This window comes from Haloarcula rubripromontorii (assembly GCF_001280425.1).
Classification (GTDB): domain Archaea; phylum Halobacteriota; class Halobacteria; order Halobacteriales; family Haloarculaceae; genus Haloarcula; species Haloarcula rubripromontorii.
This window is the reverse complement of record NZ_LIUF01000006.1, coordinates 20,234-44,055: the sequence shown is the minus strand read 5'-3', so window position 1 is coordinate 44,055 and position 23,822 is coordinate 20,234. Positions and strand designations below refer to the sequence as shown.

Below are 23,822 nucleotides of genomic sequence, written 5' to 3'. Positions count from 1 at the left end.
CCGCCGGACGGTGAGTTGCGGTGGCACTGACAACCGTCGATATCCGGTCCGCGCTGAACGTTCTCGGGGCTATCATGCAGTGGTTAGCCGTCCCGCTGGCGATTCCGGTTGTCGTGGCCCTGCTCTACGTCGAGTCGCCGTGGCCGTATCTGGTCACGATAGCAGTCACTCTCGGCGTCGGCAAAGCGCTGGCCCGGTTCGAGCGCGAACACATCCGAGACCGTGAGGCGTTTCTCACGGTCTCGCTGGCGTGGTTGACTATCGCTGTCGTCGGTGCGATGCCGCTGTACATCGAGGGGACGGGGGTGTTTGACAGCCCGGTCAATGCCCTGTTCGAGGGGATGAGCGGCATCACGACCACCGGCGCGACGGTCATCCGGGACTTCGACGCCCACTCGCAGGCGCTGCTCATGTGGCGGCAGGTCCTCCAGTGGCTCGGGGGACTGGGAGTCCTGTTGCTTGCGACGGCCGTGCTGTCGCGGCTCTCGGTCGCGGGCGCACAGCTCATGGAGACCGAGGCGCGGACGGAGAACGTCACGAAGCTCACCCCCGGCATCGAGAAGACGGCGCGCATCCTCGGACTGCTGTACCTAGGACTGACCGCAGGGGCGGCGCTGATTCTCGCGGGGCTGGGTGCCAGCGGCCTCGCGCCCGAGATGACGCTTTTCGACGCAGTCGCCCACGCCTTTACCGCCATCGCAACTGCCGGATTCTCCCCGCGAGCCGAGAGCATCGGCGCGTTCTCGCCGGCCGTCCAGTGGGCGGTCACGCTGTTCATGATCGTCGGCGCGACGAACTTCGTCCTGCTGTATGCGCTGCTCCGTGGCGATACCCACAGACTGCGCAATAGCGAGGAGTTCCGGTTTTATCTCGGAATCCTTGCTGTCGGCTCCATGCTCGTTGGTGGCTTGCTGGTACTCGACCAGGGCGTCACTGGCGGTGTCGGGGACACTGTCCGACACGCCGTCTTCCAGGTCGCCGCCATCGTCACGACGACCGGCTACGCCTCGACGGATTTCAACACCTGGTCCGCCGGGGCCAAGAACGTCCTCTTCGTCATGATGTTCATCGGCGGGATGGCCGGAAGCACCACCTGCTCTGTCAAGACGCTCCGCTGGCTCGTCGTCACCAAGTCGTTCTGGCGGGACCTGAACGTCTCTGCCCATCCACAGAGCGTCCGCCCGGTCAGACTCAGCAACGAGGCTATCAGTGAAGACACCGTCCGCGACGTGTACGCCTACACGTTAGTGGCAATGGTGTTTTTCGTCATCGGTACTGTCCTCCTCGTTGTCGATGGGGAGCGTTCTGGCGCGCCGATAACCGAGTTCGAGGCCCTCAGTGCCGCCGCGTCGATGTTTTTCAACATCGGCCCCGCGTTCGGACAGGCCGGCCCGTACGGGACATACGAGGGCTTCGCCCGGTCGAGCAAAGTACTGATGATACTGCTGATGTGGGTCGGCCGAATCGAGATCGTTCCCGTGCTGGTGATGCTGACGCCGACGTTCTGGACGCGGTGACCGCCGGCGAGCCGACGGGTTTGATTATCGCGGCCCCGTACACGACGGACGTGAGTGGTCCACGACACGACCGACTGCGCCAGCACCCGACGCCCGGCCCGTACAACTCCCTGTTCCCGTGGCCGGACGGCAAACACCCGCTCCGGGTGATGGTCAACTACGTCGTCATCCTCGTCTGTCGCATCTCGCCGAGCCTTCGGTTCAAGAACTGGCTGCTGTCCCGGCTCGGCGTCACCGTCGGCGACGGCGTTGCGTGGGGGCTGGAGTCGACGCCGGACGTGTTCTGGCCCGAACTCATCACCGTCGAGGACCACGCCATCATCGGCTACGACGCGACGCTGCTGTGTCACGAGTTCCTGCAGGACGAGTACCGCACCGGCGAGGTCGTCGTCGGTGAGCGGGCGATGGTCGGCGCGGGCGCGGTTGTCCTTCCCGGCGTCGAAATCGGTCCGGGCGCACAGGTCGCGGCGAACTCGCTCGTGGCTGACGACGTGCCGCCGGAGACGACCGTCGCCGGTGTTCCGGCCGAGCCGCTTGGCTCGGACGACACAGCGACCGAAGAACCGTAACGCAGCTTAGCTCCGGATGCGGACGATACCCGTCTTGAACACCCGCTTGTTCGGGATGATATACTCCTCACCGTCGCTTTCGATACGCGTGACGAGAATATCAACCTCCTGAACGATACCGCTCTGGTCGCCGATGACGATCTCGTCACCGATGCTGTATGGCTCTGTCAACAAGAGGTAGAGACCGGCCGCACCGGCCTGCAGGATGTCTTTCAGTGCCAGCCCGCAGACGAACACGAGCCCGAACGCGTACGCCCCGAGGAGAATGAGCAGGGCGAGGGTTTCGACGCCCAGTTGGCCGAGCGCGATGAGCACTGCCAGATAGAAGATGCTGTACTTGACGACTTCTGGCAACACCGTCGCCTCGGGCATCTTGACGCTGCGCAGCCGCTCGGAGACGATGAGCTTGGCCTTATCGCCCGCAATGAGGCCGATAATGACGGCGAACAGGGCGATAAACAGGTCAGGCAGGAACGACGTGAAGCGGGCCCAGTACAGTTCTGGGTCGGTCAGTTGTGCGATGTTGAGAACGGCAGTGACCGTCGTGATGTAGATGAACAGCGCCGCCAGATTCGAGACGATGCCGACCGTCGATGTCCCGAGCCCTCTCGCCGTCCGCTCGAACGGGGTTCCCTCTACCGCCTCTGGTACGCCGAGTTCGCGCATGAACCGCCGAGAGGAGCGCCAGACGAGATAGCCGAGGACGATGCCGACAGCCAGTACCACGAGCGAAAGGACGAACGTTCCCTGCGGTGAGAACACCTGCCGGATGATCGTCGCCCAGTCGAAGCCGAGCTGCATCCTCAGTACTCCTCGGGATCGATTTCGAGGACCAACTCCCCGCCTTTGAACGCCCGTACGAGCCCGTCGCTCTCCGAGAGAACGATCGCCGTCGCGGTGGTGTCACGGGTGATCGCTCCCGCCGCCATGTGCCGCGCGCCGAGTCCTTTGGGGATGTCGACCCCCTCCGCGGAGGGTTCGAGATACCGATACGCGGAGACGATTTTGCCGGCGTCTGAAATGACGAACGCCCCATCGAGGCGCGAGAACTCCTTGAGCATCACGTTGACAATGGGGTCGCCGACGTGGACGTGGGACTTCTCGAAGGGGTTGTACGACAGCGGCCGGGACTTGTTCATCACCTTGCCCGCGTCGCCGACGACGAACAGGGCGCCGACGGGCTTGCCTTTCTGCCCCTTCTTTCCGAGTTCGATGGCGACCTCGAAGACGTCGCGGACAACGCTTGCGTCTGCCCGCGAGTTGACGAACATGTCGTAGACGCCGGAGGGCGAGAAGTCGTTCGTCTGGACCCGCACGAGCGTGTTCTCGGCACCGTCCAGCACTTCGGTCACGCAGAGTACCTCGTCGCCCTCGTCGACGATGCCCTGCTCCAGTGCGCCCTCGATACCGAAGCGGAGACGGCCTTCGAGGTCGGTGAAATCGATGGGTAGCTCGACGAACGGCTCCGCATCGAGGGTGTTCTCCGGGCCGACGACGACGATTTCTTCGTCGACGTCGGCGAATTCCTCGAAGAACGACGCGTTCGGGGAAAACAGGAACACGGCGTCGACGTCTGCGACCAGGTCTCCGAGCAGGTCGCGCAACTCGTTCATTATCAGAACGATGCTGTCTGTCGAAAAAAAGGTTGCGGGCAGTCAGCCACGCGTCCGACGGCAACTTCAGTCAGATGTCCCTCGAGGGCACTGCCAGTAGACGGTCGAACGCGCCGCTTTCTCCGTGGCAGTGGCAGTACGTGCCGACGGTGTTGTACTCTGTGAGACCGTCGTGTTCGCCGTCGATACCGTCGCCCCGAACCATATCGAAGGCGAACGACGCGTCACTGTCGAGGGTCGCAGCGGAGTAGTGGAACTCGTGTCCGCGGCGGTGCGCCCCGGTCCCAGCCACGACGGAGTCTGACCGCGCCGCTAGTTCTACGTGGTCGAGCGCCTGATACCGGTCTTGCATCTCGATGTCCGCGGGGAGGACCCCGGCCATCTCGTAGGTGTCGCCGTCGGTCGTCGTCAGCGACTCCGAAAGCGCCATCAGGCCGCCGCACTCGCCGTAGATTGGGACGCCGTCGGCGGCGCGGTCGGCTATCACATCGAGCGTCCCACCGGTTTCGAGCGACTCGCCGTGGAGTTCCGGATAGCCGCCGGGCAGGTATATCGCGTCGGCGTTGGGGACTGGATCGCCAGCGACCGGGGAGAACGGCTCTACCGTCGCCTCGGCACGGAGCCGTTCGAGTACTGAGGGATAAGTAAAACAGAACGCGCTGTCCTGTGCGATGGCGACCCGCCTGTCGGCCGTCGCGCCGTCGCCGCTGGCCGCCGCTTCGGAGGCGACTGCCGGCGGTGCCCGGGCCACGTCAACCAGCCGCTCGACATCGATAGTCTCCGCCGCCGTTTCGAGCGCGTCGCGGTTGAGGCCAGCCTCGGATCCCATCTGTAACCCCAGGTGGCGGTCGGGAATCTCCAGGTCCGACATCGGCGGAATCCGGCCGAAGTAGGTTAGGTCTTCGGGGAGCGCGTCCCTGATACCGTCGGCATGCCGGCCGCCGTGGGCGCGCTGGGCGAGGATGCCGGCCACGTCGATGTCAGCGCCGATGCGGTCGGCGTACTGTGCGAACCCCAGCGCCGTTGCGGCGACGCTCTCCATCCCGGCTTTTGCATCCACGACCAGAACGACCGGGAGGTCAAGTCCCTCGGCAACGGCTGCCGTCGACGTTTTCGTCCCGTCGTAGAGGCCCATCACGCCCTCTACAATGCAGATATCGCCCGTACCGCGCCAGTAGGTGCGACACATACCGTCCTCGCCAGCGAGCCAGGGGTCGAGCGCCCGTGAGGGCGTGTCCACGAGCGCCTCGTGGTGGCTCGGGTCGATGAAATCCGGGCCAGCCTTGGCCGGCTGGGGCTGATATCCGGCGTCTTCGAGCGCTGTCAGCGTCGCCAGCGTGGCAACGGTTTTGCCGACACCGGAGCTTGTGCCCGCGAGGACAACTCCGTCCATCCTCACGTCCCCTCTTCGGCCGTCGCTGAGGGCGCGTCGCCGATCAGGTCGTCGTAGATGGCCGCGAAGCGGTCCCGTACCTCTGCCATCGGGATGCCGGCGCGGTCGGCTAGCGCCAGCGCGCCGCCCATCCCGACCCCTTCCTTGGCCTCGCCGGCGACGAACCGCTCCATCGCGACGTGGTTGCTCTGGTCGAAGCCGGGGTCTGTCACCGTCAGATCGAGATCGAGCCGAGCAGCCGAGGTTCGCACGTCAGCACTCTCGTCCTCAGCTACGTAGCTCGTCGTCGCCAGTCCAAGCGGTCCCTCGTAGCCGCCGTGGCGGACCAGCGCAGCGACGGCGATGCACTGGCTACCGCCGGCGAGTGTCACGGCGGTATCGCTCTCGACAGCCCCCGCGGTCAGACCAGCGAGCGTTGCCAGGACGGGGTCACCCATCCGGCGGACCGCCCGTTTCGGCTCGTTTGCGGCGTCACCCGGTGACAACGAACTGGCTTGGAGTCCCTCGGCGACCAGTTTCTCCTTCTGCTCAGTGGGGTTTTCCGGAAGCGACGACGAGACCATTCCGTTCTCGCCTAATGCCCGAAGGACGCCGAGGGCTGTCGTTGTCCCGCCGGGAATGGTTTCGCCCAGATACAGCTCGTCGGCCGGGAGCGCCTGCCCGAGCTGTCGGGCGGCCGCGAACGCCCCGTGAGCCGTCGACACCGGGTCTTGCTCTGTGATGTCTTTTCCCGGACGTGCGCCGACAGAGACTGTTGGCGCTCCCGTTCGCTCCGCCAGTCCGCCGTCGATAACTGTGGTGTCAAATCCCAGAACTTCTCGGACAGCCCGTGTCACCAGTGCCGGCGTCGGACAGCCGCTCGGACTGACCGGTGTCACGTCCGTCCGGACCGGACTGCCGTATGTCACCAACTCCGCATCCGCCGCGGGCGTCACTGACATGAGTTCGGGATCGGCTCCAGCGGCGCTGATCCCCGCCCGACTTGCGGTTTCCGTGGTTCCTGCGACGAGTGCAAAGCGCGTTCCGCCACCGGGTGCAGTCATTGCAATTGTATTACCACAAGTTGACTTTAATACCTTGGTGCCAGAGCGGCGCATGATTTATGCCGCACGCCCGCGGTTGCCCGAACATGGACGATTTCGACGAACTCCGCTCGTCGTTGACGCCGCGCGAGGATAACGAGGCGATCGCTTCGTACCAGAACACGACGGCTGTAGCCTGTCCGTCCTGTGAAGAGCCGTTCGACGATATGGTCGTCTGCAAGCAGGAGTTCACGTCGCTTAATCTCGACTTTGAGATGGATCTCTGTACGACCATCAATGACGGGAGCGTTGTGCTGTTTACCCACAAGTAACTGATCGAAATCGGGACACGTCGCTGTTGTTCTCCGGTTGTTCTCTACGGCGATGGCGTGGTGTCCGATACCGACGGCCTGGCGAGAAATCAGATATGATAATTCCAGCGGTGATTTTTTATACGGCTCCCCGCATAACTTCTGATAGGCACCATACTGGTGCCGCACCACCCCCACCCCCCACCCCCACATTCCTTACCTTTCCACTTCCTGTGAGCCGCCAGCTCTCACACCAACAGTTACCCGCAGGTCCCAGCCGCCCCTACGGTGTTGCGGTAATTCTGGCCAGCCTAACTATCAGGACTGATCTGTCAGCGTGGCACTTCCGAAGCCGGTGCAGCTGCTCACAATGAACGACTCAAATGGAAGGGGCGGGAGTCGAACCACGCGGAGCCCTTTGCGGGGTAACCACCAACCGATTCTGGCATGTTGGCTGGTAGCGCTCTACCACTGAGCCACCCTTCCAAGCTACCAGTTATACGTTCCTGACAACCAAGTAAGTGATGATTCCGGGTGTTTCCGCACGCAACGCTCTCGGCAGTCGAGTGACGTTTAGCCGGGCGCTGTCCCGTATCATCAGTGGTGGCGTCTGTCGTCGGAGCGCTATCTATCTCTTGCCAACTCATTTCGGATTCACAACAACTTATTTTGCGCTTGCCGACGACAGTATTGGACGTGAGTTACACGAAAGTCAACTACACTGACGTGGAACCGGTGGCAGAAGCGATGCATTTCCTCCGGGACCCGCTGGACTGTGAACAGGTTGGCGTCACTGTGCTGGACTGTGAGGCTGGCTGGACGGGCAAGCCGCACGATCACGCCGACGAAGGGCACGAAGAGGTGTACGTCCTCGTCGAGGGAACAGCGACTGTCGAGGTTGACGGCGACGAGGTGTCCCTCGAAACGGGCGACGCAATCAGGCTCCCGCCGGAGGCGGAGCGAACGATCCACAACGGCGATACTGAGAGCACGTTTGTCCTCGTCGGCGCGCCCTGAAACCCGCAGAAACGGATATGGCTGCCAGTGGGCAGGTCGTCAGTACGACCGAACCTTCGGTTCGTAGGTCTCTTCGTCGCCTTCGAGGATGACGGGCTTGTAGTACAGCTCCGGCTGTCCCTCGTTCCAGGCCAGCATCGTGTGCTTGATCCACTCCTCGTCTTTGCGTTCTTGATGCTCCGCACGCCAGTGTGCGCCGCGGAACTCCTCGCGGGCGAGCGCGCCGAGCGTGATGGCCTCGGCCACGTCGAGGATGTTGCGGGTTTCGATGGTGTGGATGAGGTCCGTGTTGTAGGTCCGGGACGGGTCCTCAACGGCGACGTTCTCGTACTCTTTGCGCGCCGCTCGGAGGTCACGAAGGGCCTTCTCAAGCCCTTCTTCGGTCCGGAACACGTTGACGTTGTCAGTCATCGTCTCCTGAACGTCCGCGCGGACTTCGGCGTGGTTGATGCCGTCGGACTCGATGAGGGTTTCGACGCGCTGGCGCTCCTGCTCCACGGTGCTTTCGAGTACCGCTTTCGGTTCGACGGCGGCCCCGTCTGCGGCAACATCGCCGCTGCTGGCGTCGATTGCGCCGGGTTCGACCGGTGGCTCCACGTCGCCAGGCTCGCTTTTGGCGGAGGGGCCGGTCTGGATTTCGGCCGTTTTCATGTCTTTGCCGGCGGCGTGATGGCCAGCGCGGGCACCGAACACGAGCAGTTCCGGCAGGGCGTTCCCCCCGAGTCGGTTCGCGCCGTGTAGCGAAACACACGCGGTCTCACCGGCCGCGTAGAGGCCGTCGATACACGTCTCGCCGTTCTCGTCGGTCTCGACGCCACCCATGGCGTAGTGCTGGCCGGGCTTGACCGGCATCGGCTCTTCGAGGCCATCGACGCCCTCGAAGTCCTCCGCGAGGTGGAGGATGTTCTCGAGGCGGTCGAGGATGCGCTCCTCGCCGAGGTGGCGCATGTCGAGGTCGACGTACTCGTCCTCGACGCCGCGACCCTCGTTGACTTCAGTCAGTTCGGCACGGGCGACCACGTCACGGGAGGCCAGTTCCCCTTCGTTGTTGGCGTACCCGTGCTCGAACATGAACCGCTCCTCGTCGTCGTTGTAGAGGATCCCACCCTCGCCGCGGACCCCCTCGGAGATGAGGACGCCCGTCGACGGCAGCGTCGTCGGATGGAACTGGATCATCTCCATGTCTTCCATCGGGACGCCGGCGCGGTAGGCCATCGCACAGCCGTCGCCGGTGTTGGCGACGGCGTTGGTGGTGTGGTCGAAGGCCTGCCCCAGCCCACCGGTCGCCAGGATGACGCCGTTGTTCGCCCGGAAGCCCTGTATCTCGCCGGACTTGATGTCGTAGGCGACACAGCCGTGACAGACGCGGTCCTCGGGGTCGTCGTGGTCGGTGACCGCCAGCTGGGTCACGTACCACTCGTCGTACACCTCGATGCCGCGCTTGACCGCCTGCTCGTACATCGTGTGCAGCAGGTGGTGGCCGGTCTCGGCACCGGCGTAGGTCGTCCGCGGATAGGAGAGGCCACCGAACGGGCGCTGCGAGACACGGCCGTCGTCCTCGCGCGAGAAGGGCATTCCCCAGTGTTCGAGCTGGATGACCTCTTCCGGGGCGTCCTTGGCGAAGGTGTCGATGGCAGGGGCGTCGCCGAGGTAGTCGGACCCTTTCATCGTGTCGTACGCGTGCAGGTCCCAGGAGTCGCCTTCCTGGAGTGCGGCGTTGATTCCCCCCTCCGCGGCACCTGTGTGGCTCCGAACCGGATGGAGCTTGGTCACGAGGGCAACATCTGCACCCTCTTCGTCCGCTGCAATAGCCGCCCTGAGGCCAGCGCCACCCGCGCCGACCACGATGACATCGTGTTCGTACATTGTGAGAGTGTCTCTTGGCGTAGTTTCGGCTTAGGATTAGCCAAACTTAAGCCTCCCTGTTGCGTTACCGAGCGTAACATTATCGGTGAGCTGCGGCCCGCTTCTGACACCGGGACTTACTGTCAGGTAGAGTGAATTTTTGGCCTATCCGGTGGAATTATATCACACGCTGTGAATACTTAGGAACCAACTACTGATACTAGACCAACCGGATAGTCTCACCACGGGCCCCGGCCCGTTTCAACGCTGATGCCAGACCAGTACCTCACGTCAACTGACGACTTCGAAGCGGTGTTAGCAGAGGCACCGTCGGTTCTGACAGTAACCGACGACGAACTGGTGATACGGTTCGTGAGTCCGGCCATCGAACGCGTCTTCGGGTACGATATGGAGTCGCTCGTCGGCACGAACTGGCTGGATCTCGTCCACCCAGAAGATACAGACCGCGTCCACGCCACACTCGCGGGCGAACGGGATGACGACGGAACGGAGTACCGGTTCCGGAACGCCGACGGCGACTGGGTCTGGCTCGAAACCATCGTCTCAACGGACACTGAGACGGACCGCGATTGCCGAGTGTTCACCTCCCGCGATGTCAGCGACCGGCCGCGTTTTGAGGCCCAGTTTCACCAGTTCGTCACACACACCTCCGACGTGCTCACTGTGTTCGACGAGCAGGGCAGCGTCGAGTACATCAGCCCGTCTGTGGAACGCGTCCTCGGGTATGAGCAAGCGGAGATGCAAGACTCGGACCTCTTCGAGTACGTCCACCCGGACGACCTCTCGACCGCGCTCACCGAGTTCGGGCGGATGATAGACGACCCGGGGTACGTCGCCGTTATCGAACACCGATATCGCCACGCCGACAGCGACTGGATATGGGCGGAGTCCCGCGGCCAGCAGGTCGAAAGCGGCCCGCTGGAAGACCACGTCGTCGTGACGACTCGCGACATCTCCGAACAGAAACAGCGCGAACAAGAGCTCAAACGACAGAACCAGCGCCTTGAGCGGTTTTCGGACGCGATCAGTCACGACCTCCGGAACCCGCTGGATGTCCTTGACGGCTCGCTCGAACTCGCGCGTGAGACCGGCGAAGAAGCACACTTCGAGCGAGCAGAGCGGAGCATCGACCGAATGTACACGCTCATCGACGACTTGCTCGTGCTCGCCAAACAGGGCGTCGACCCGGCGGAGATCGAGACAGTCGACCTCAACGCCCTTTCACAGCGGGCCTGGTCGATGGTCGACACCCGAGACGCGACGCTGGAAACCGACGCCGACGACAGCATCGAGGCCGACGAAGGCGCGATGCTGGAATTACTGGAGAACCTCTTTCGGAACGCTATCGAACACGGTGGCGACGACGTGACCGTCACCGTCGGGACGGAGCCGTGGGGGTTCTACGTCACAGACGACGGAGCAGGCTTTCAGGACGGCACCGCAGACCTGTTCGAACCTGGCTACTCGACGGCCGATGATGGAACCGGGTTCGGGCTCTGCATCGTCGAACAAATCGTCGACGCACACAACTGGGAGGTCATCGCCACCGACAGCGAAAGCGGCGGTGCCCGCTTCGAGTTTATCTGTTGCGATAGCTGAACTGCGGTGTTGCGCTCGTGCCTGCGATCCTTTCCAAACCTATGTCTCGCGGTTGAACGTACAACTACAGATCACGGTCGTTGTGGCGATTCGACGTGAGTCACAGTCGCTGTCGGACTCTGACCGCGAACGGAAAACTAGCCAGTCGAACCGCGTTACCAGAACTTCAGGTTGTTCTTGACGGCTTCCCGCTTGAGCTCCTGGATGTGCTCGGTCAGCGGGATGTCCTTCGGACACACTTCGGTACAGGAGAACTGGGTCTGGCAGCGCCAGACACCGTGTTCCTGCTCGATGATGCGCAGGCGCTCCTGCTTGCGGTTCTCGCCCTCGCGTTCGTCCATCGCGAAGCGATACGCTTTGTTGATGGCGGCGGGGCCGAGGTACTCGTTGTCGCCGGCGGCGATGTTACACGAGGACATGCACGCGCCACACCAGATACACCGCGTGGACATCTTGACCTTCTCGCGGTTCTCCCGGGTCTGGCGCTGCTCTTCGAGCTTGTCGTCCGGGGTTTCGTCGGCGTCGAAGTACGGCTCGACGGCCTCCATCTGGTCGTAGAAGTGCTCCATGTCGACGACGAGGTCCTTCACGACCTCCTGATGGGGCAGTGGCTCGATGCGGACCGGATCTTCAAGCTCGGATATCTGCGTCTTGCAGCCGAGGCGCTGCCTCCCGTTGACGAACAGCGCGTCGGACCCACAGACGGCCTGTCGACAGGAGTGTCGGAAGGTCAGCGATGAGTCGTAGTGGTCCCGTGCGTAGATGAGGGCATCGAGGATAGTCATTCCCTTGTGGAACGGGACTCGGAAATCGTCGAACCGTGGTTCCTGCTTCCCCTCGACCTCGGGGTCGTAGCGGAACACCTTCAGCGTGATCGTGTCTTCGTCGTCGAGCGTCTCCTCTTCGACTTCCCGCTGGGCCTGCTCCTGTGCCTGTCGTTCGTCTCGCTGTGCGCGCCGACGGTCACCCGGGGATTCGACCTCGGGCTCTGTCTCCTCGTCGGCCTCCGTTTCGGTTTCCTGTTGTTCGATTTGCGTACTCATAGTTCAGACGAGGGTCGTCATGGCCAGCGACACGCGGGTCCCCTGCACGACGAGCAGGAGGCCGGCGATGCCGAGCATGTATTTGACTGCGTTTTTCTGGGAACCGGTGAGTCCCTGGTTGACCAGCGCGTTGTACACGCCGTTGACGCCGTGGAACGTCGCGGTCACGAGGAACAGCCACATCGTTGCGAAGTAGCTGACCTGACTCATTCGGGCCTGCGTGCCCAGGAACGTGATATCTGCGGCGTGGTTCACGAAGTGCAACAGCATGAAGTGGAATGCGAGCACGCCGATCAGGAACACCGCTGTCAGGCGCTGGAACAGCCAGCGACGGCCGCCACGATCAAAGGAGGAGTAGTGCTGTGCCATTAGAGTAGTTTCCCCCCGAGGAACGTCGGCACGCTTGCGACGACGATGGCTCCCGTCAGCACGAGCGACGCGTAGAAGCTCTTGTCCTGCGATTCCAGCCCAACGCCGAGGTCAACCATCAGCAGTCGAATCCCGTTGAGGATGTGGAAGACGGCGACGGCCAGTAGCCCGACTTCGAGGAACCGGACGATCAGCAGCGATTCGAGGCCGCTGAGCGTGCTGGTGTAGAGGTCGGTGCCTGCCTGTGCGCTCGCCGGATCGACGCCGACCGAAGTGCTCAGCACCGCGATGTGGGTGAACAGGTAGCCCACGAGAACCCAGCCGGTGAACTTGTGGAAGATCCAGGCCCACATCCCGGCCGTGAACTCCCGCCACCGTCCGAAGTCCTCGACGGTGCCGCGATTGTAAGACTGACTCATACACTGGGGGGTTAGTCCGGGGACAGATAGTAGTTTCTACAACGGACGCGTATCGCCGGAATCCTGCCCGAAGACGTTCGTCAATTGACTACTCCGCAGTTACCAATCGTCGTCGTCGGTCCGGCGGTTCCACTCGATAGCCCGCTGTGTCCGGTCGTCAAGTCTGACAAGGTGACAGAGGGGGTTGCCGGGGTACACCAGTGGGTTCTCGAGGATGCCGACCAGCAGGCCGGTAAACGGCGCACGCATCAGCGTGTTCTCCGTCTTGAACGGATTCGCGATCGTACAGATTACGTCGTCTTCATACACCAGGTCGCCGCGGTCGTAGTGCATATCGACCAGGCCCCCCGAGTCCGCCCGTATCCAGGTCTTCTCGCCGCTATCGTCGATGACCGTCCGCCAGCCCGGCCACCGGACCGTATCGGAGTCACGGAGGCCAAACTCCGCAAGCACTGACCGAACACTCTCCAGTGCTGAGTCGATGAGCGGCCGCTGGAACCGGTGGGCTTCGCCCATCTCTATCGTGATCGTCGGGACGCCCGAATCGCTCAGCTCCCGCCGGAGCGACCCCGATGGCCCTTCCGAGGAAATAATGACGTTCGACGAGAAGGCGTTTGCGACCCGCGCAACCGCAGGGTCGTCCATGTCCGCCCGGACGTGAAGCATATTAGTTCGCCCGCGTGTGGACGTGTGGAAATCGAGACCCACGTCACAGGGGGCCAGGAAGTTCCGGAAAATCTTGTGGGCCATCCGCTTCGCGCTCGTCGAGTCGGGGTCGCCGGGGAACGAGCGGTTCAGGTCTCGGTCGTAGATGGGCAGGTATCGCTCCTGTGCCAGAAACGCCGGGACGTTCAGCACTGGCAGACAGATCAGCGTCCCCGCCAGCCCCTCGTGGTCCCACTCGTGGGCCACCTCCCGGACGACCTCGATGCCGTTGAGTTCATCGCCGTGTGCCGCTGCGGTGAGAAACACTGTCGGACCGGGCCGTTTCCCGTTGACGATGGTAACCGGCATTCGGACGGCATCCCCCAGATACGTCTCGCTGACCGTGTAGCGAATGTTGCGGGTCTCCCCCGGCGACACAATTCCCCCGTCGTAAGTGAACGGCTCGGCCTTGCCCATGCACTCACAACAAGAGGCGGTGGCTAAAACCCCTCCGGCGAGTCGACTCTCCGATGGGACAGTGCGGTATGCCACATCCGTACACCTATACTGGGGCCGGCAGAAAGCGACAGCATGGGCGACAAAGACCTCACGGTGGGTGTTCTCAGTCTCCACTCAAGCAAGGAGTCGAAGGCCATCCTGAACGCGGTCGACGAGATGGGCTATGACACGGAGTGGCTTCGGACCGAAAACACCGCGATTGGCGTCACCGACGGCGACATGACGCTCGAACCAAGCGTCGACGTGGTCGCGAACCGGCTACTACTTTCCAGCGACGAACACCCGGCGGAGGGGATCGGGCTGGGGATGACGATCAGCCGGCTCGCGCCAATGTTGAACGAGCCGATGGCGGCGACGACGGCCTTACACAAGTTTGCGAGCGCTGCTGCGTTGGCCGACGCCGGCGTCCCGGTCCCGGACGCGTTGCTCGCGCTGTCGAGCGATCTATTAAACGAGGAGCGGGACCGCTTCGGTGACCGCGCGGTGTACAAGACGGCCATCGGCACCCACGGCGGCGGAACGTGGATGGTCGACATGGAAAACCAGGTCAACGCACAGGTCGGCGGCCGCTACGCGTTCTTACAGGAGTACATGGAACACGACGAGAAACGCCATCACGACCTCCGCGTGTACGTGGTCGGCGACCAGATCGTCGGCGCGATGAACCGCTACGCGCCCGAGGGGGAGTGGCGGACGAACGTCGCGCTCGGCGGCGAGGTCGAGGACATGACGGGCGGACTCCCCGAGCGTGTCAGAGAAATCGCACTCGATTCAGTCGAGGCTATCGGCCTGGACTACGCCGGCGTCGACATTGTGCAGAGCGACGACGGGTACTACGTGCTCGAAGTCAATCCGACCGCCGGATTCCGCGGCCTGTTCAAAGCAAGTGGCGTCAGCCCCGCCCCCTATATCGCCCAGCTTGCCATCGAGCGCGCCGGTGGGAGTGTCGACGATGAAACCGTCGAACGACTCTCGGACCGACTCGACGACTCCAAGCCCGCGTGTACGCCGAAGAAGCCACAGCCGCAGGCTCAGGAGAACGTCGTTGTGGGCTACATCGAGGAGGTCGTCGTCACCGGGACCCAGGGGACCAAGTCCGTTCTCGCGAAGTCCGACACGGGCGCGACCAGAACCAGTATCGACGCCAAGCTCGCCGCGGAAATCGGAACGGGGCCGATTCTCGACATCGTGAAGATCAAGTCCGGGAGTCTCAAGTCCGGCCGCTCGCGCCCGGTTGTCGACCTCGTCGTCGGCGTCGGCGGGACCCAGCACACCGTCACCGCCAGCGTCGAAGACCGCGGGCACATGGACTACCCGCTGTTGCTGGGACGGGACATCCTCAAGCACTATCAGGTCGACGTGACCCGCCGCGCGGACGACGAGTCAGACGTGGAGACAGAAGAAGAGGAACAGAGCGAGGAGTAACGACCCGCTCGTCCCAGATTCCGAGTCGGCTCAGTCCTCGCGCACTTCCGCGACGCTCTCGGCGATGTCCTCGCTGGCCCGCCACAGATACAGGCTCGCGTAGCTCCGATACGGCGACCACCGCTCGGCGTACTCGCGCATCTCTGCGCGGCTGTACCCCTCTCCGACGACGGCTTCGAATCCCTTGCGGATGCCGAGGTCGCCGACCGGGAACACGTCTTCGCGGCCAAACGCGAACAGCAGTTGCATGTTTGCGGTCCAGTCGCCGACGCCCGTAATCGCCGTCAGCGCTTCGCGGATTTCCTCGTCGGTGGCATCCTCGAACGTCTCCAGGGAGTAGTCACGGTCCAGAAACGTGTCGGCGACCTCGTTTACGTACCGGGTCTTTTGCCGCGAGAGACCGGCATCCCGGAGAATCTCGTCGTCTGCCTCTCTGATGCCCGCTGGCGTCACAGTGACGGCGTCGAACAGTCGTTCTCGCGTCGCGGCGGCCGACGCCATCGACACCTGCTGGCGGAGAATCGAAACGACGAGCCGCTCGAAGAGGTCCGATGCGGGGTCGAGCGTGAGTTCGCCGTGTGCCGCGACCAGCGGGCCGATGTCGGGGTCTGCACGTAACGCCTCGTGTGGCGAGTCACTCATGATTCTGTGGTACTAGCTCGACCGAAAAGAACGTGTCTGTCGCTGTTACCCGTCGGCGATGATAGGGTCTGGATTCGGTGAAGTGACACCGCCCGCACCGACTGGTTCCGCCGGGTTGCCGACGACTGTCGTCTCCGGCGCTACGTCGTCGACGACGACAGCGCCAGCGCCGACGGACGCGTTCTCTCCGACGGTGATCGGTCCCATTATCGAGGCGTCAGCACCGACGGTTGCGCCGTCTTCGATTGTCGGGTGGCGCTTCTCACGACGCATTGACGTGCCGCCGAGGGTGACGCCGTGGTACAGAAGCACGTCGTCGCCGATCTCGGCCGTCTCACCGATGACGATACCCATTCCGTGGTCGATGAACACGCGGTCGCCGATCTCCGCAGCGGGGTGGATCTCGACGCCGGTCAGGAACCGCGTGACGTGGGAGATGAGTCTGGCGAGCAGCGTCCGGTCGTTCATCCAGAGCCAGTGGGCGACCCGGTAGGCCCAGATCGCGTGCAGGCCGGGATACGTGAGTGCGACCTCCACGACGCTGGTCGCCGCGGGGTCCTTTGCGAGTGCTGTACGGATGTCCGCTTTCAGTCGGTCAAGCATTGGTGTGTTGTGGTGGAGCGTATCGTCTGCGCACGAGACCAGCCGGTCGCGGTCCGAATCACCGGACGGAAGTTACTGAGGACAACAGCAGCGACGGAGAGAGCGGCAACTGATTACGGTCCGAAGCGGGCGAGTCGTACGTTCCGGAACTCGGTCGCCCATGGATACCACAACTACGATGCTCGGTAGCTTAAAAAGCAGTGGTTCGACCACCCGTTTCACCACCCAGTAAGCGCACACTGGGGCGACTGGCAGCGCACGCGGATACCCGGTGCCTGTTCAGGTCATGCCCTTTCCGAGCAGTTCCCGGGCGATGATGTTCTTCTGGATTTCGGTCGTCCCCTCGTAGATCTGGGTGATCTTGGCGTCGCGGTAGAACCGCTCGACATCGAAGTCGTTGACGTAGCCAGCGCCGCCGTGAATCTGGACGGCCTCGTCGGCTGTCTCGACGGCGACGCGGGAGGCCTTCTCTTTGGCCATCGAGGCCAACTGGGTGAGCTGGTCGGCGTCGTTGTCGACGCTCCAGGCGGACTTGTGTGTGAGTTGCCGTGCGGCCTCGATTTCGGTGAACATCTCGGCGAGCTTGTGCTGGATGGCCTGGAACTCAGAGATGGACTGGCCGAACTGCTCGCGGTCCTGTGCGTACTCCAGAGCGCGCTCGGCGGCCCCGCGAGCGATACCGACGCCCTGCGCGGCCACGCCGGTCCGTGTCTCGTCGAAGAACTGCATTATCTGGAGGAAGCCGGCCCCGCGCGTTCCCACGAGGTTGTCCTCGGGGACGCGAACGTCGTTGAGGATGAGTTCTGCTGTGTCCGACGCGCGAATGCCGAGCTTCCCCGTAATCTTCTCTGCTTCGAATCCGTCGCGGTCGGACTCGACGAGAATCTGTGAGAAGCCGTTGTACCGCCCCTCTGCGTCCGGGTCCGTCTCACAGAGCACGACGAAGTAGTCGCCGACTGAGCCGTTGGTAATCCACATCTTGTTGCCGTTGATGACCCACTCGTCGCCCTCCTTTCGCGCCTGCGTCGACACCGACGACACGTCCGAGCCGGTGTCTGGTTCGGAGATGGCCGCGCCCATGATGGCATCGCCCGTCGCGACCGGCTCCAGATACTCCTCTTTCTGGGCCTCCGAGCCGAATCCGATGAGAGCGTCGGCACCGAACGCGGCCGACTGGATGCTCAGACCGATACCGGGATCGGCCGCGAACAGTTCCTCGGCGATGATGGCGTTCGTCAGCGTATTGTAGCCTGCGCCCCCGTACTCCATCGGGATGTTTGCGCCTGTCAGCCCCATCTCGGCGGCCTTCTCGACGATCTCTCGGGGGAACTTCTCTTCGGTGTCGTACTCGGTCGCGACAGGTTTGATCTCGTTTTCCGCGAACCGGGCGATCTCGTCTTTTATTTGTCGCTGCTCTTTCGTTAGCTGGAAGTCCATATGTGGTGTGTTGACGTGAAATGCATTAATGGTTTGTAATCCGAAATAAACTCGAAAGTGGTTTTCTAATGAGAGAAACGTTGAAGCCTCGGCCGGCAGTGGAACGATATGTCATGGATTTCGAGGATATTGACACTATCGCCGTGCTCGGTGCCGGGAATATGGGCCATGGAATCACCGAAGTGGCCGCACTCGCAGGCTACGACGTGCGGATGCGAGACATCAAAGACGAGTTTGTCGAGGACGGCTACGACAACATCGAATGGTCGCTGAACAAGCTGGCCGAGCGAGACCAGATCACGCAGGAAGAGGCCGATGCAGCACTGGACCGCGTGACGCCGCTTGTCGATGTCGATGAAGCAGTCAGCGACGTCGACGTGGTCATCGAGGCTGTGCCGGAGAAGATGGAGATCAAGAAGGACGTGTACACAGAGGTCGAAGAACACGCCCCCGAAGACGCCATTTTCGCCACGAACACGTCCAGCCTCTCCATCACGGAACTGTCGGAAGTGACCGAACGGCCCGAGCAGTTCTGCGGGATGCACTTCTTCAATCCGCCGGTGCGGATGCAACTGGTCGAAGTAATCTCCGGCGCACACTCCGGCGACGACACGCTGGACGCCATCGAGGCGCTTGCGGAGGACTTCGGTAAAACACCGGTCCGCGTCCGTAAGGACTCGCCGGGGTTCATCGTCAACCGCATCCTCGTCCCACTGATGAACGAGGCCGCGTGGCTCGTCCACAGCGATGAGGCGACCATCGCCGAGGTCGACTCGACGACGAAGTTCGACATGGGCCTGCCGATGGGGTCGTTCGAACTCTCCGATCAGGTGGGTAACGACGTTGGCCTCCACGTCCTCGAATACATGCACGAAGTGCTGGGCGAGCCCTACGCCCCGTGTCCGCTACTCGAACAGAAAGTCGAGAACGAGGAACTCGGGAAGAAGACCGGGCAAGGCTTCTACGACTACGAGAACGGCGGTGTCGACATTCCGACCGACGCCGGCCGCGAAGACGTCGAGCACCGCCTCGTCGCCGTGATGGCAAACGAGGTCGGGAAGCTCGTCGAGAACGACGTGGCCCCCGTCGCGGACATCGATCAGGCCGTTCAGCTCGGCGGCGGCTTCCCGGACGGTCCCGCGAAGATCGCCGACAAGACTGGCCTTGAGACGCTCGTCGACACACTCGAAGAAACCCACGAGGAGACCGGTGCGGAGCGGTACGCCGTCTCTGACGGCCTTCGAGAGGCCGCAGAGGACGGTGGCTTCTACGGCAGCGAAGACGAGGATGACGCCGAGTTCGACAACGTCACGGTCGAATATCCCGGTGACATGGTCGGGCACATCGAACTCGACCGCCCGCACCGGATGAACACCGTCAGCCCGGAACTGATGGACGACCTCGCCGACGCCGTCGACCTGCTCGAAGACGACGACGAGGTGCGTGCCATCCTGCTGACCGGAGCCGGCGACAAGGCATTCTCCGCCGGAGCCGATGTCCAGGCGATGGCCTCGAACGCGACGCCGCTGGACGCTATTGAACTCTCCCGCAAGGGCCAGCAAACCTTCGGGAAACTCGAAGAGTGCTCGATGCCGGTCGTCGCCGGTATCGACGGCTACGCGCTGGGTGGCGGGATGGAACTGGCGACCTGTGCCGACCTCCGCGTGGCCTCGGAACGCTCCGAACTGGGCCAGCCCGAACACAACCTCGGCCTGCTGCCGGGCTGGGGTGGCACGCAACGCCTCGCCCGCATCGTCGGGGAAGGCCGCGCAAAGGAGATCATCTTCACCGGCGACCGCTACGACGCCGACGAGATGGCCGAGTACGGCTTCATCAACGAGGTCGTCGACAACGATGCCCTGCACGACCGGGCGCTGGAGCTGGCCAAAGACATGGCCGCCGGCCCGCCGGTCGCACAGAAACTCACGAAGCGTGCGATGCTCGCCGGCCGCGACGACATCGACGCCGGCCTCGAAGTCGAATCGCAGGCCTTCGGCCACCTCATCGGTACCGACGACGTGATGGAGGGCATCAACGCGTTCATGGGGGACGGAGAACCGGACTTCGAAGGCAAGTAAGCTGCTGGTCCCAGCAGCGTCGTCGCCACCTTACCCGGCGTCGGTCACTCCGCTGCTGACCTCGGGCTCGTCGAGTGGAACGGCGTCGTTGGACTGTGCCATGCCGGTCGTCATCAGCAGGCGGATGGCTGCCCGAACGCTGAGGTCGGACTCGTAGGTCTGGCTCTCGGGAACCATCACGAGCATCCCTTGGGTCGGGTTCGGGCTTCCGGGAATGAACACGCTCGATGCGCGTTCACCGGCTGCCTCGGAGATATCTGCGGGGCTCGTCCCTGTTTTCAGCCCAAGCTGGTAGACGCCCTCCCGAGGGTATTCCACGTACACGACGGACTCGAAGTCCGACTGCCGATTGACCACGGAGGTGGTCATCTGCCGAATACTGCCGTAGATGGTCCGGACGACGGGTACGAACGTGACCAGTTGGCCCGTCTTCCCGAAGAGCTGCTGGCCGATACTTCGCTGGGCGAGATAGCCCAGAACGGTAACGAGCGCGACGAGAACCGAGAGCGTCAGCAACTGGGCAAGCAAGACGTTGTTCGCAGTCAGCGCCGCCAGCCGTGTCCCGCGGATGAGCGGGTCGAGGAACCCCCCGACCCAACTCAAGACGATGCGGACGATGGCGATGGTTGCCACAAGCGGACCAACGAGAACGAGCCCTGCCAAGAAGTTGCTCTTGATGAACGAAGTGACCGACATACCGTGGGTCAGTCGGTCTGACCGATAAAGTGTGACGACAGCTGTCACCCTGTCTGGATGTCTCTGTGAATGGTACGCATCCTCAGGTAGCGTCTATTTCGATGGGGTTAAATTGGTCCACCCGGAACGAGTGAGTACGCTCGGTTGGTGTAGTCCGGCCAATCATCTTGGCCTTTCGAGCCGAGGACCAGGGTTCAAATCCCTGACCGAGCACATTACTGTCGTAAACAAACCGGTCAGCGACTGCTCTCCACGCTGCCCGAAGTGTGAGTTCTTTGACTAGTACACACGTAGCTCTGCTTTCATTGCTAAGAACTTGTAATGTAGGCTCTTTATTTATTGATGTTTGATAACTATATGGGTGAGAGAAAACATATTTATATGAGTATATAAAGCCAGTAGTACATGGATCGACGAACATACGTACGTACACTCGGAAGCAGCATTGCTGCACTCAGCCTTGCGGGATGTAGTGGTAGCGACGGTGGAGACGGAAGTAGTGAGTCGACGCCAACGCCGGAACCTACCTATGAAGTAGATCAGGAGGCACCGGCGCGGCTGAAACTGCTCTCCGTGAGTGGGCCAAAGGAAGTCGCGTTCGGTGATACCATTGAGGGCGACGTAACTGCGGTCAACGTCGGAGGCGAGCCGATCTCCGGGGAGGCAACCATAGAGTTCGTCCATTCGGAGTCAGCTGACACTGAGCCACAGACAGTCACAGTCAACGCTGATGGACTGGCATCCGGCGAAGAAGTCTCGCATAGCTATCGTGTCGACGCCGAGTACGCCGGCGCGTGGGCGTTCGAAGCGTCGTCAGATTTCTACGCCGTCGACGATACGGTCACTTCAACTGTGTCGGTTCTCCCGAAGCAGGGAAGCACTGGGGAATCCATGGAGCTTGCCAGTGGGGTTCAGGCCACAGTGTCCGATATGACTTACGAGCAGATGATAACCTACGAGCTGCCCTCTGGCGAGCGGACCTTGGGCGATACCACCGCACATGCCATTCGCGAAACTGTCTCAGATAATATTCTGCTTATTCTGAGCGTTACGTTCGAAAATGGCACTGGCGAGGCCCAGACGGTGTCCAAGGATGACTTTGTCATTCCCGAATCGAGCTTCGTGAGCCAATCAGCCGCAAGTCGTGATGGAACGAACGCAGTCGGGAAGAACATCAATCCAGGGCAGACCTACAGCGGCCATCTGATTTACGCCGTTCCGAAGGCCAAGGTCGACGACCTCACTTTCGGAATAAACCTCGCAGAAGGGAGTGCGGTCGCTGATATCGAGATCCCGCTTCAATCCCCCGGTGGCTTCCCCGAGTTCGAAATGGCGAACATCGACGTTCCGCCGGAAGACGTTACAGGCGATGAAGCGATAGTTGAGATGGAGGTCGAAAACGTGGGTGACAGCGCGGGGGTGTTCAAGTCCATTCTTGAGTTCAAGACGCCCGATGATCCGGGCATACTCGCCGGATACTCCGCAGATACGTGGTACATTGACTCCGATGGACCCTACACGCAGCGGATTCCCGCTGGCGAAACCAGAACCATCGAACTGGTGACGGAACCGGATTCGGACAGGCGGTGGGACTACCGGACGACCCCCTTCGGGGCAGAGTGGACGTTCAAGGCCGTAGAATAGGCGTCGTTACGGCGGCCCCACGACCGTCTCACCGTGATTCCTGTATCTATCGCCTCCCGAACGAGTCAACAGCGGTAGGTATTTTTCCGGGCCGGGCAACGGACCGACCATGCAAGCAGTTGTACTCGCGGCGGGGCAGGGGACGCGTATGCGGCCGTTGACAGACCACACACCGAAGCCGATGCTCCCGGTCGCTGACCGACCGCTGGTGGCACACACCGCTGACACGGCAATTCAGGCGGGGGCCGACGAACTCATTTTTGTCGTCGGCTACGAGGCCGAGGCGGTCCGCTCGTACTTCGGCGACAAGTACAACGGCGTCCCGGTCAGCTTTGCCGTTCAGGAGGAGCAACTGGGGACCGCCGACGCGGTGGCCGCTGCGAGGGAACACCTCGATGGCCCATTCGCAGTTCTCAACGGTGACAACCTCTATGACGCAGCGAGCCTCAGTGGTCTTTTCGACGCCGCACCGTCGGTCGCCGCCTATCAGGTGGACGACCCGACGAGTTACGGCGTCCTGTCGACCGATGGGGACACTGTCACCGGCATTGTCGAGAAGCCCGACGACCCACCGACGGACCTGGCGAACGCCGGGGCGTACGTCTTCCCGGCCGAGGCACGGGACTGGCTTGACGTGCCGCTCAGCGACCGCGGGGAGCGCGAAATCACGGATGTCCTCGCGAGAGTCATCGAGGAGTCGACGGTCACAGCCGTCGAAGTCAACCGCTGGCTCGACGTGGGCCGTCCCTGGGAACTGCTGGAAGCCAACGAGTGGAAACTGGGACAACTTGACCGGCGACTCGACGGGGAAGTTCGGGGTGATGCGGATCTGCGTGGCGAAGTCGTTGTCGAGGAGGGCGCGGTCATCGAACCCGGTGTCGTCATCGAGGGGCCGGCGCTGGTCCGCTCGGGCGCACACGTCGGACCGAACGCCTACGTCCGCGGGGCGACCCTTCTGGGGGAAGATACCCACGTCGGCCACGGCGTCGAGCTCAAGAACACGGTTTTGATGGCTGGCTCGAATGTCCCCCACGTCTCCTATGTGGGTGACAGCGTCATCGGTCGCGAGGTCAACTTCGGCGCAGGAACGCAGGTGGCGAACCTCCGCCACGACGGCGACCCGGTCCGGATGACGGTGAAAGGTGACCGCGTCTCGACGGGCCGGCGGAAGTTCGGCGTCGTCGCGGGCGATGGTGCGAAGACGGCCATCAACACCAGTCTGAACGCCGGCGTCGTCCTTTCATCGGGCGCGACGACGACCCCCGGAGAGTCCGTTACCCGGGACCGATAACGGGACCATATAGTGGGTTCCCGTCTGTCTCACGTCCTTGCTACTGGCCTTCTGTTACCGGTTCGACATTCGTGTATGTTCGTGACGTTCAGTGTAAGTATGTG

At 62.6% G+C, this 23,822-nt stretch carries 22 protein-coding genes and 2 tRNA genes; 10 read left to right on the top strand and 14 right to left on the bottom strand.

What is annotated here, in order from left to right:
• Positions 1-20 precede the first annotated feature (20 nt).
• Together AMS69_RS16595 and AMS69_RS16590 are read left to right on the top strand one after the other, a co-directional pair.
• Positions 21-1,517, top strand: coding sequence for a TrkH family potassium uptake protein (locus tag AMS69_RS16595; protein WP_080508856.1), 1,497 nt, complete (start codon positions 21-23; stop codon positions 1,515-1,517).
• A 20-nt stretch (positions 1,518-1,537) separates the two neighbouring features.
• Positions 1,538-2,086, top strand: a complete 549-nt coding sequence (locus tag AMS69_RS16590) for an acyltransferase (RefSeq protein WP_202904571.1) — start codon at positions 1,538-1,540, stop codon at positions 2,084-2,086.
• A 6-nt stretch (positions 2,087-2,092) separates the two neighbouring features.
• Here AMS69_RS16590 and AMS69_RS16585 read toward each other — a convergent pair whose 3' ends face one another.
• From AMS69_RS16585 to AMS69_RS16570, 4 genes are all read right to left on the bottom strand, one after another.
• Positions 2,093-2,887, bottom strand: a complete 795-nt coding sequence (locus AMS69_RS16585; protein ID WP_053969177.1) for a mechanosensitive ion channel domain-containing protein — start codon at positions 2,885-2,887, stop codon at positions 2,093-2,095.
• A gap of 2 nt (positions 2,888-2,889) precedes the next feature.
• Positions 2,890-3,699, bottom strand: a complete 810-nt coding sequence (gene dacZ / locus AMS69_RS16580) for a diadenylate cyclase DacZ (protein WP_053969176.1) — start codon at positions 3,697-3,699, stop codon at positions 2,890-2,892.
• Between the two features lie 70 nt (positions 3,700-3,769).
• Entirely contained in the window at positions 3,770-5,092 is a 1,323-nt protein-coding gene (locus AMS69_RS16575) for a cobyrinic acid a,c-diamide synthase (RefSeq protein ID WP_053969175.1), read from the bottom strand.
• Positions 5,093-5,094: 2 nt separating this feature from the next.
• Complete coding sequence (locus AMS69_RS16570; protein ID WP_053969174.1) at positions 5,095-6,135, bottom strand: nicotinate-nucleotide--dimethylbenzimidazole phosphoribosyltransferase; 1,041 nt, start codon at positions 6,133-6,135, stop codon at positions 5,095-5,097.
• An 86-nt stretch (positions 6,136-6,221) separates the two neighbouring features.
• On the opposite strand from AMS69_RS16570, the gene AMS69_RS16565 reads away from it, so the two are divergent.
• Positions 6,222-6,446, top strand: a complete 225-nt coding sequence (locus AMS69_RS16565) for a DUF7385 family protein (protein ID WP_049919159.1) — start codon at positions 6,222-6,224, stop codon at positions 6,444-6,446.
• A 363-nt stretch (positions 6,447-6,809) separates the two neighbouring features.
• Here AMS69_RS16565 and AMS69_RS16560 read toward each other — a convergent pair.
• Positions 6,810-6,911: transfer RNA gene (locus AMS69_RS16560), tRNA-OTHER, on the bottom strand.
• A gap of 210 nt (positions 6,912-7,121) precedes the next feature.
• Between AMS69_RS16560 and AMS69_RS16555 the strand changes: the two genes are divergently transcribed.
• Positions 7,122-7,442: a cupin domain-containing protein gene (locus AMS69_RS16555; RefSeq protein WP_053969173.1), complete on the top strand. Its 321-nt coding sequence runs from the start codon at positions 7,122-7,124 to the stop codon at positions 7,440-7,442.
• 39 nt (positions 7,443-7,481) lie between these two features.
• On the opposite strand, the gene AMS69_RS16550 is transcribed toward AMS69_RS16555, so the two are convergent.
• A complete protein-coding gene (locus tag AMS69_RS16550) occupies positions 7,482-9,308 on the bottom strand; it encodes an FAD-binding protein (RefSeq protein ID WP_053969172.1) in 1,827 nt (608 codons plus the stop codon).
• 249 nt (positions 9,309-9,557) lie between these two features.
• Between AMS69_RS16550 and AMS69_RS16545 the strand changes: the two genes are divergently transcribed.
• A complete protein-coding gene (locus AMS69_RS16545; RefSeq protein WP_053969171.1) occupies positions 9,558-10,907 on the top strand; it encodes a sensor histidine kinase in 1,350 nt (449 codons plus the stop codon).
• Positions 10,908-11,062: 155 nt separating this feature from the next.
• Here the strand turns inward: AMS69_RS16545 and AMS69_RS16540 are convergent, their stop codons facing one another.
• The 4 genes from AMS69_RS16540 to AMS69_RS16525 all read right to left on the bottom strand — a co-directional run bounded on the left by AMS69_RS16540 (position 11,063) and on the right by AMS69_RS16525 (position 13,860).
• Complete coding sequence (locus AMS69_RS16540) at positions 11,063-11,950, bottom strand: succinate dehydrogenase/fumarate reductase iron-sulfur subunit (RefSeq protein ID WP_004961005.1); 888 nt, start codon at positions 11,948-11,950, stop codon at positions 11,063-11,065.
• 3 nt (positions 11,951-11,953) lie between these two features.
• The gene (locus tag AMS69_RS16535; RefSeq protein ID WP_053969170.1) at positions 11,954-12,319 is read right to left on the bottom strand and encodes a succinate dehydrogenase hydrophobic membrane anchor subunit; all 366 of its coding nucleotides are present in this window, start codon (positions 12,317-12,319) and stop codon (positions 11,954-11,956) included.
• Positions 12,319-12,738 (bottom strand): succinate dehydrogenase, cytochrome b556 subunit, encoded by a 420-nt coding sequence (gene sdhC, locus AMS69_RS16530; protein WP_053969169.1) that lies wholly within the window; start codon positions 12,736-12,738, stop codon positions 12,319-12,321. The genes AMS69_RS16535 and sdhC overlap by 1 nt, the downstream gene beginning before the upstream one ends.
• Before the next feature lie 99 nt (positions 12,739-12,837).
• Positions 12,838-13,860, bottom strand: coding sequence for a succinylglutamate desuccinylase/aspartoacylase family protein (locus tag AMS69_RS16525; protein WP_053969168.1), 1,023 nt, complete (start codon positions 13,858-13,860; stop codon positions 12,838-12,840).
• Positions 13,861-13,974: 114 nt separating this feature from the next.
• On the opposite strand from AMS69_RS16525, the gene AMS69_RS16520 reads away from it, so the two are divergent.
• On the top strand, positions 13,975-15,327 hold the full coding sequence (locus tag AMS69_RS16520; RefSeq protein ID WP_053969167.1) for a RimK family alpha-L-glutamate ligase: 1,353 nt from the start codon (positions 13,975-13,977) through the stop codon (positions 15,325-15,327).
• Between the two features lie 30 nt (positions 15,328-15,357).
• On the opposite strand, the gene AMS69_RS16515 is transcribed toward AMS69_RS16520, so the two are convergent.
• The 3 genes from AMS69_RS16515 to AMS69_RS16505 form a co-directional block, all read right to left on the bottom strand.
• The gene (locus AMS69_RS16515) at positions 15,358-15,969 is read right to left on the bottom strand and encodes a DNA-3-methyladenine glycosylase family protein (RefSeq protein ID WP_053969166.1); all 612 of its coding nucleotides are present in this window, start codon (positions 15,967-15,969) and stop codon (positions 15,358-15,360) included.
• Positions 15,970-16,014: 45 nt separating this feature from the next.
• Positions 16,015-16,614, bottom strand: a complete 600-nt coding sequence (gene cysE / locus AMS69_RS16510; protein ID WP_077067826.1) for a serine O-acetyltransferase — start codon at positions 16,612-16,614, stop codon at positions 16,015-16,017.
• Positions 16,615-16,851: 237 nt separating this feature from the next.
• Positions 16,852-18,009 carry an acyl-CoA dehydrogenase family protein gene (locus tag AMS69_RS16505; RefSeq protein WP_053969164.1) on the bottom strand — a complete coding sequence of 386 codons (1,158 nt, stop codon included), beginning with the start codon at positions 18,007-18,009 and terminating at the stop codon, positions 16,852-16,854.
• Between the two features lie 113 nt (positions 18,010-18,122).
• On the opposite strand from AMS69_RS16505, the gene AMS69_RS16500 reads away from it, so the two are divergent.
• On the top strand, positions 18,123-20,087 hold the full coding sequence (locus AMS69_RS16500; protein ID WP_053969303.1) for a 3-hydroxyacyl-CoA dehydrogenase/enoyl-CoA hydratase family protein: 1,965 nt from the start codon (positions 18,123-18,125) through the stop codon (positions 20,085-20,087).
• A gap of 30 nt (positions 20,088-20,117) precedes the next feature.
• Here the strand turns inward: AMS69_RS16500 and AMS69_RS16495 are convergent, their stop codons facing one another.
• Positions 20,118-20,783, bottom strand: coding sequence for a DUF502 domain-containing protein (locus AMS69_RS16495; protein ID WP_053969163.1), 666 nt, complete (start codon positions 20,781-20,783; stop codon positions 20,118-20,120).
• A gap of 138 nt (positions 20,784-20,921) precedes the next feature.
• Between AMS69_RS16495 and AMS69_RS16490 the strand changes: the two genes are divergently transcribed.
• The 3 genes from AMS69_RS16490 (at position 20,922) to glmU (ending at position 23,718) form a co-directional block, all read left to right on the top strand.
• A tRNA-Glu gene (locus AMS69_RS16490) sits at positions 20,922-20,996 on the top strand.
• Positions 20,997-21,188: 192 nt separating this feature from the next.
• Positions 21,189-22,427 (top strand): DUF4352 domain-containing protein, encoded by a 1,239-nt coding sequence (locus tag AMS69_RS16485; protein WP_053969162.1) that lies wholly within the window; start codon positions 21,189-21,191, stop codon positions 22,425-22,427.
• A gap of 109 nt (positions 22,428-22,536) precedes the next feature.
• A complete protein-coding gene (glmU, locus tag AMS69_RS16480; protein ID WP_053969161.1) occupies positions 22,537-23,718 on the top strand; it encodes a bifunctional sugar-1-phosphate nucleotidylyltransferase/acetyltransferase in 1,182 nt (393 codons plus the stop codon).
• Positions 23,719-23,822: the final 104 nt, after the last annotated feature.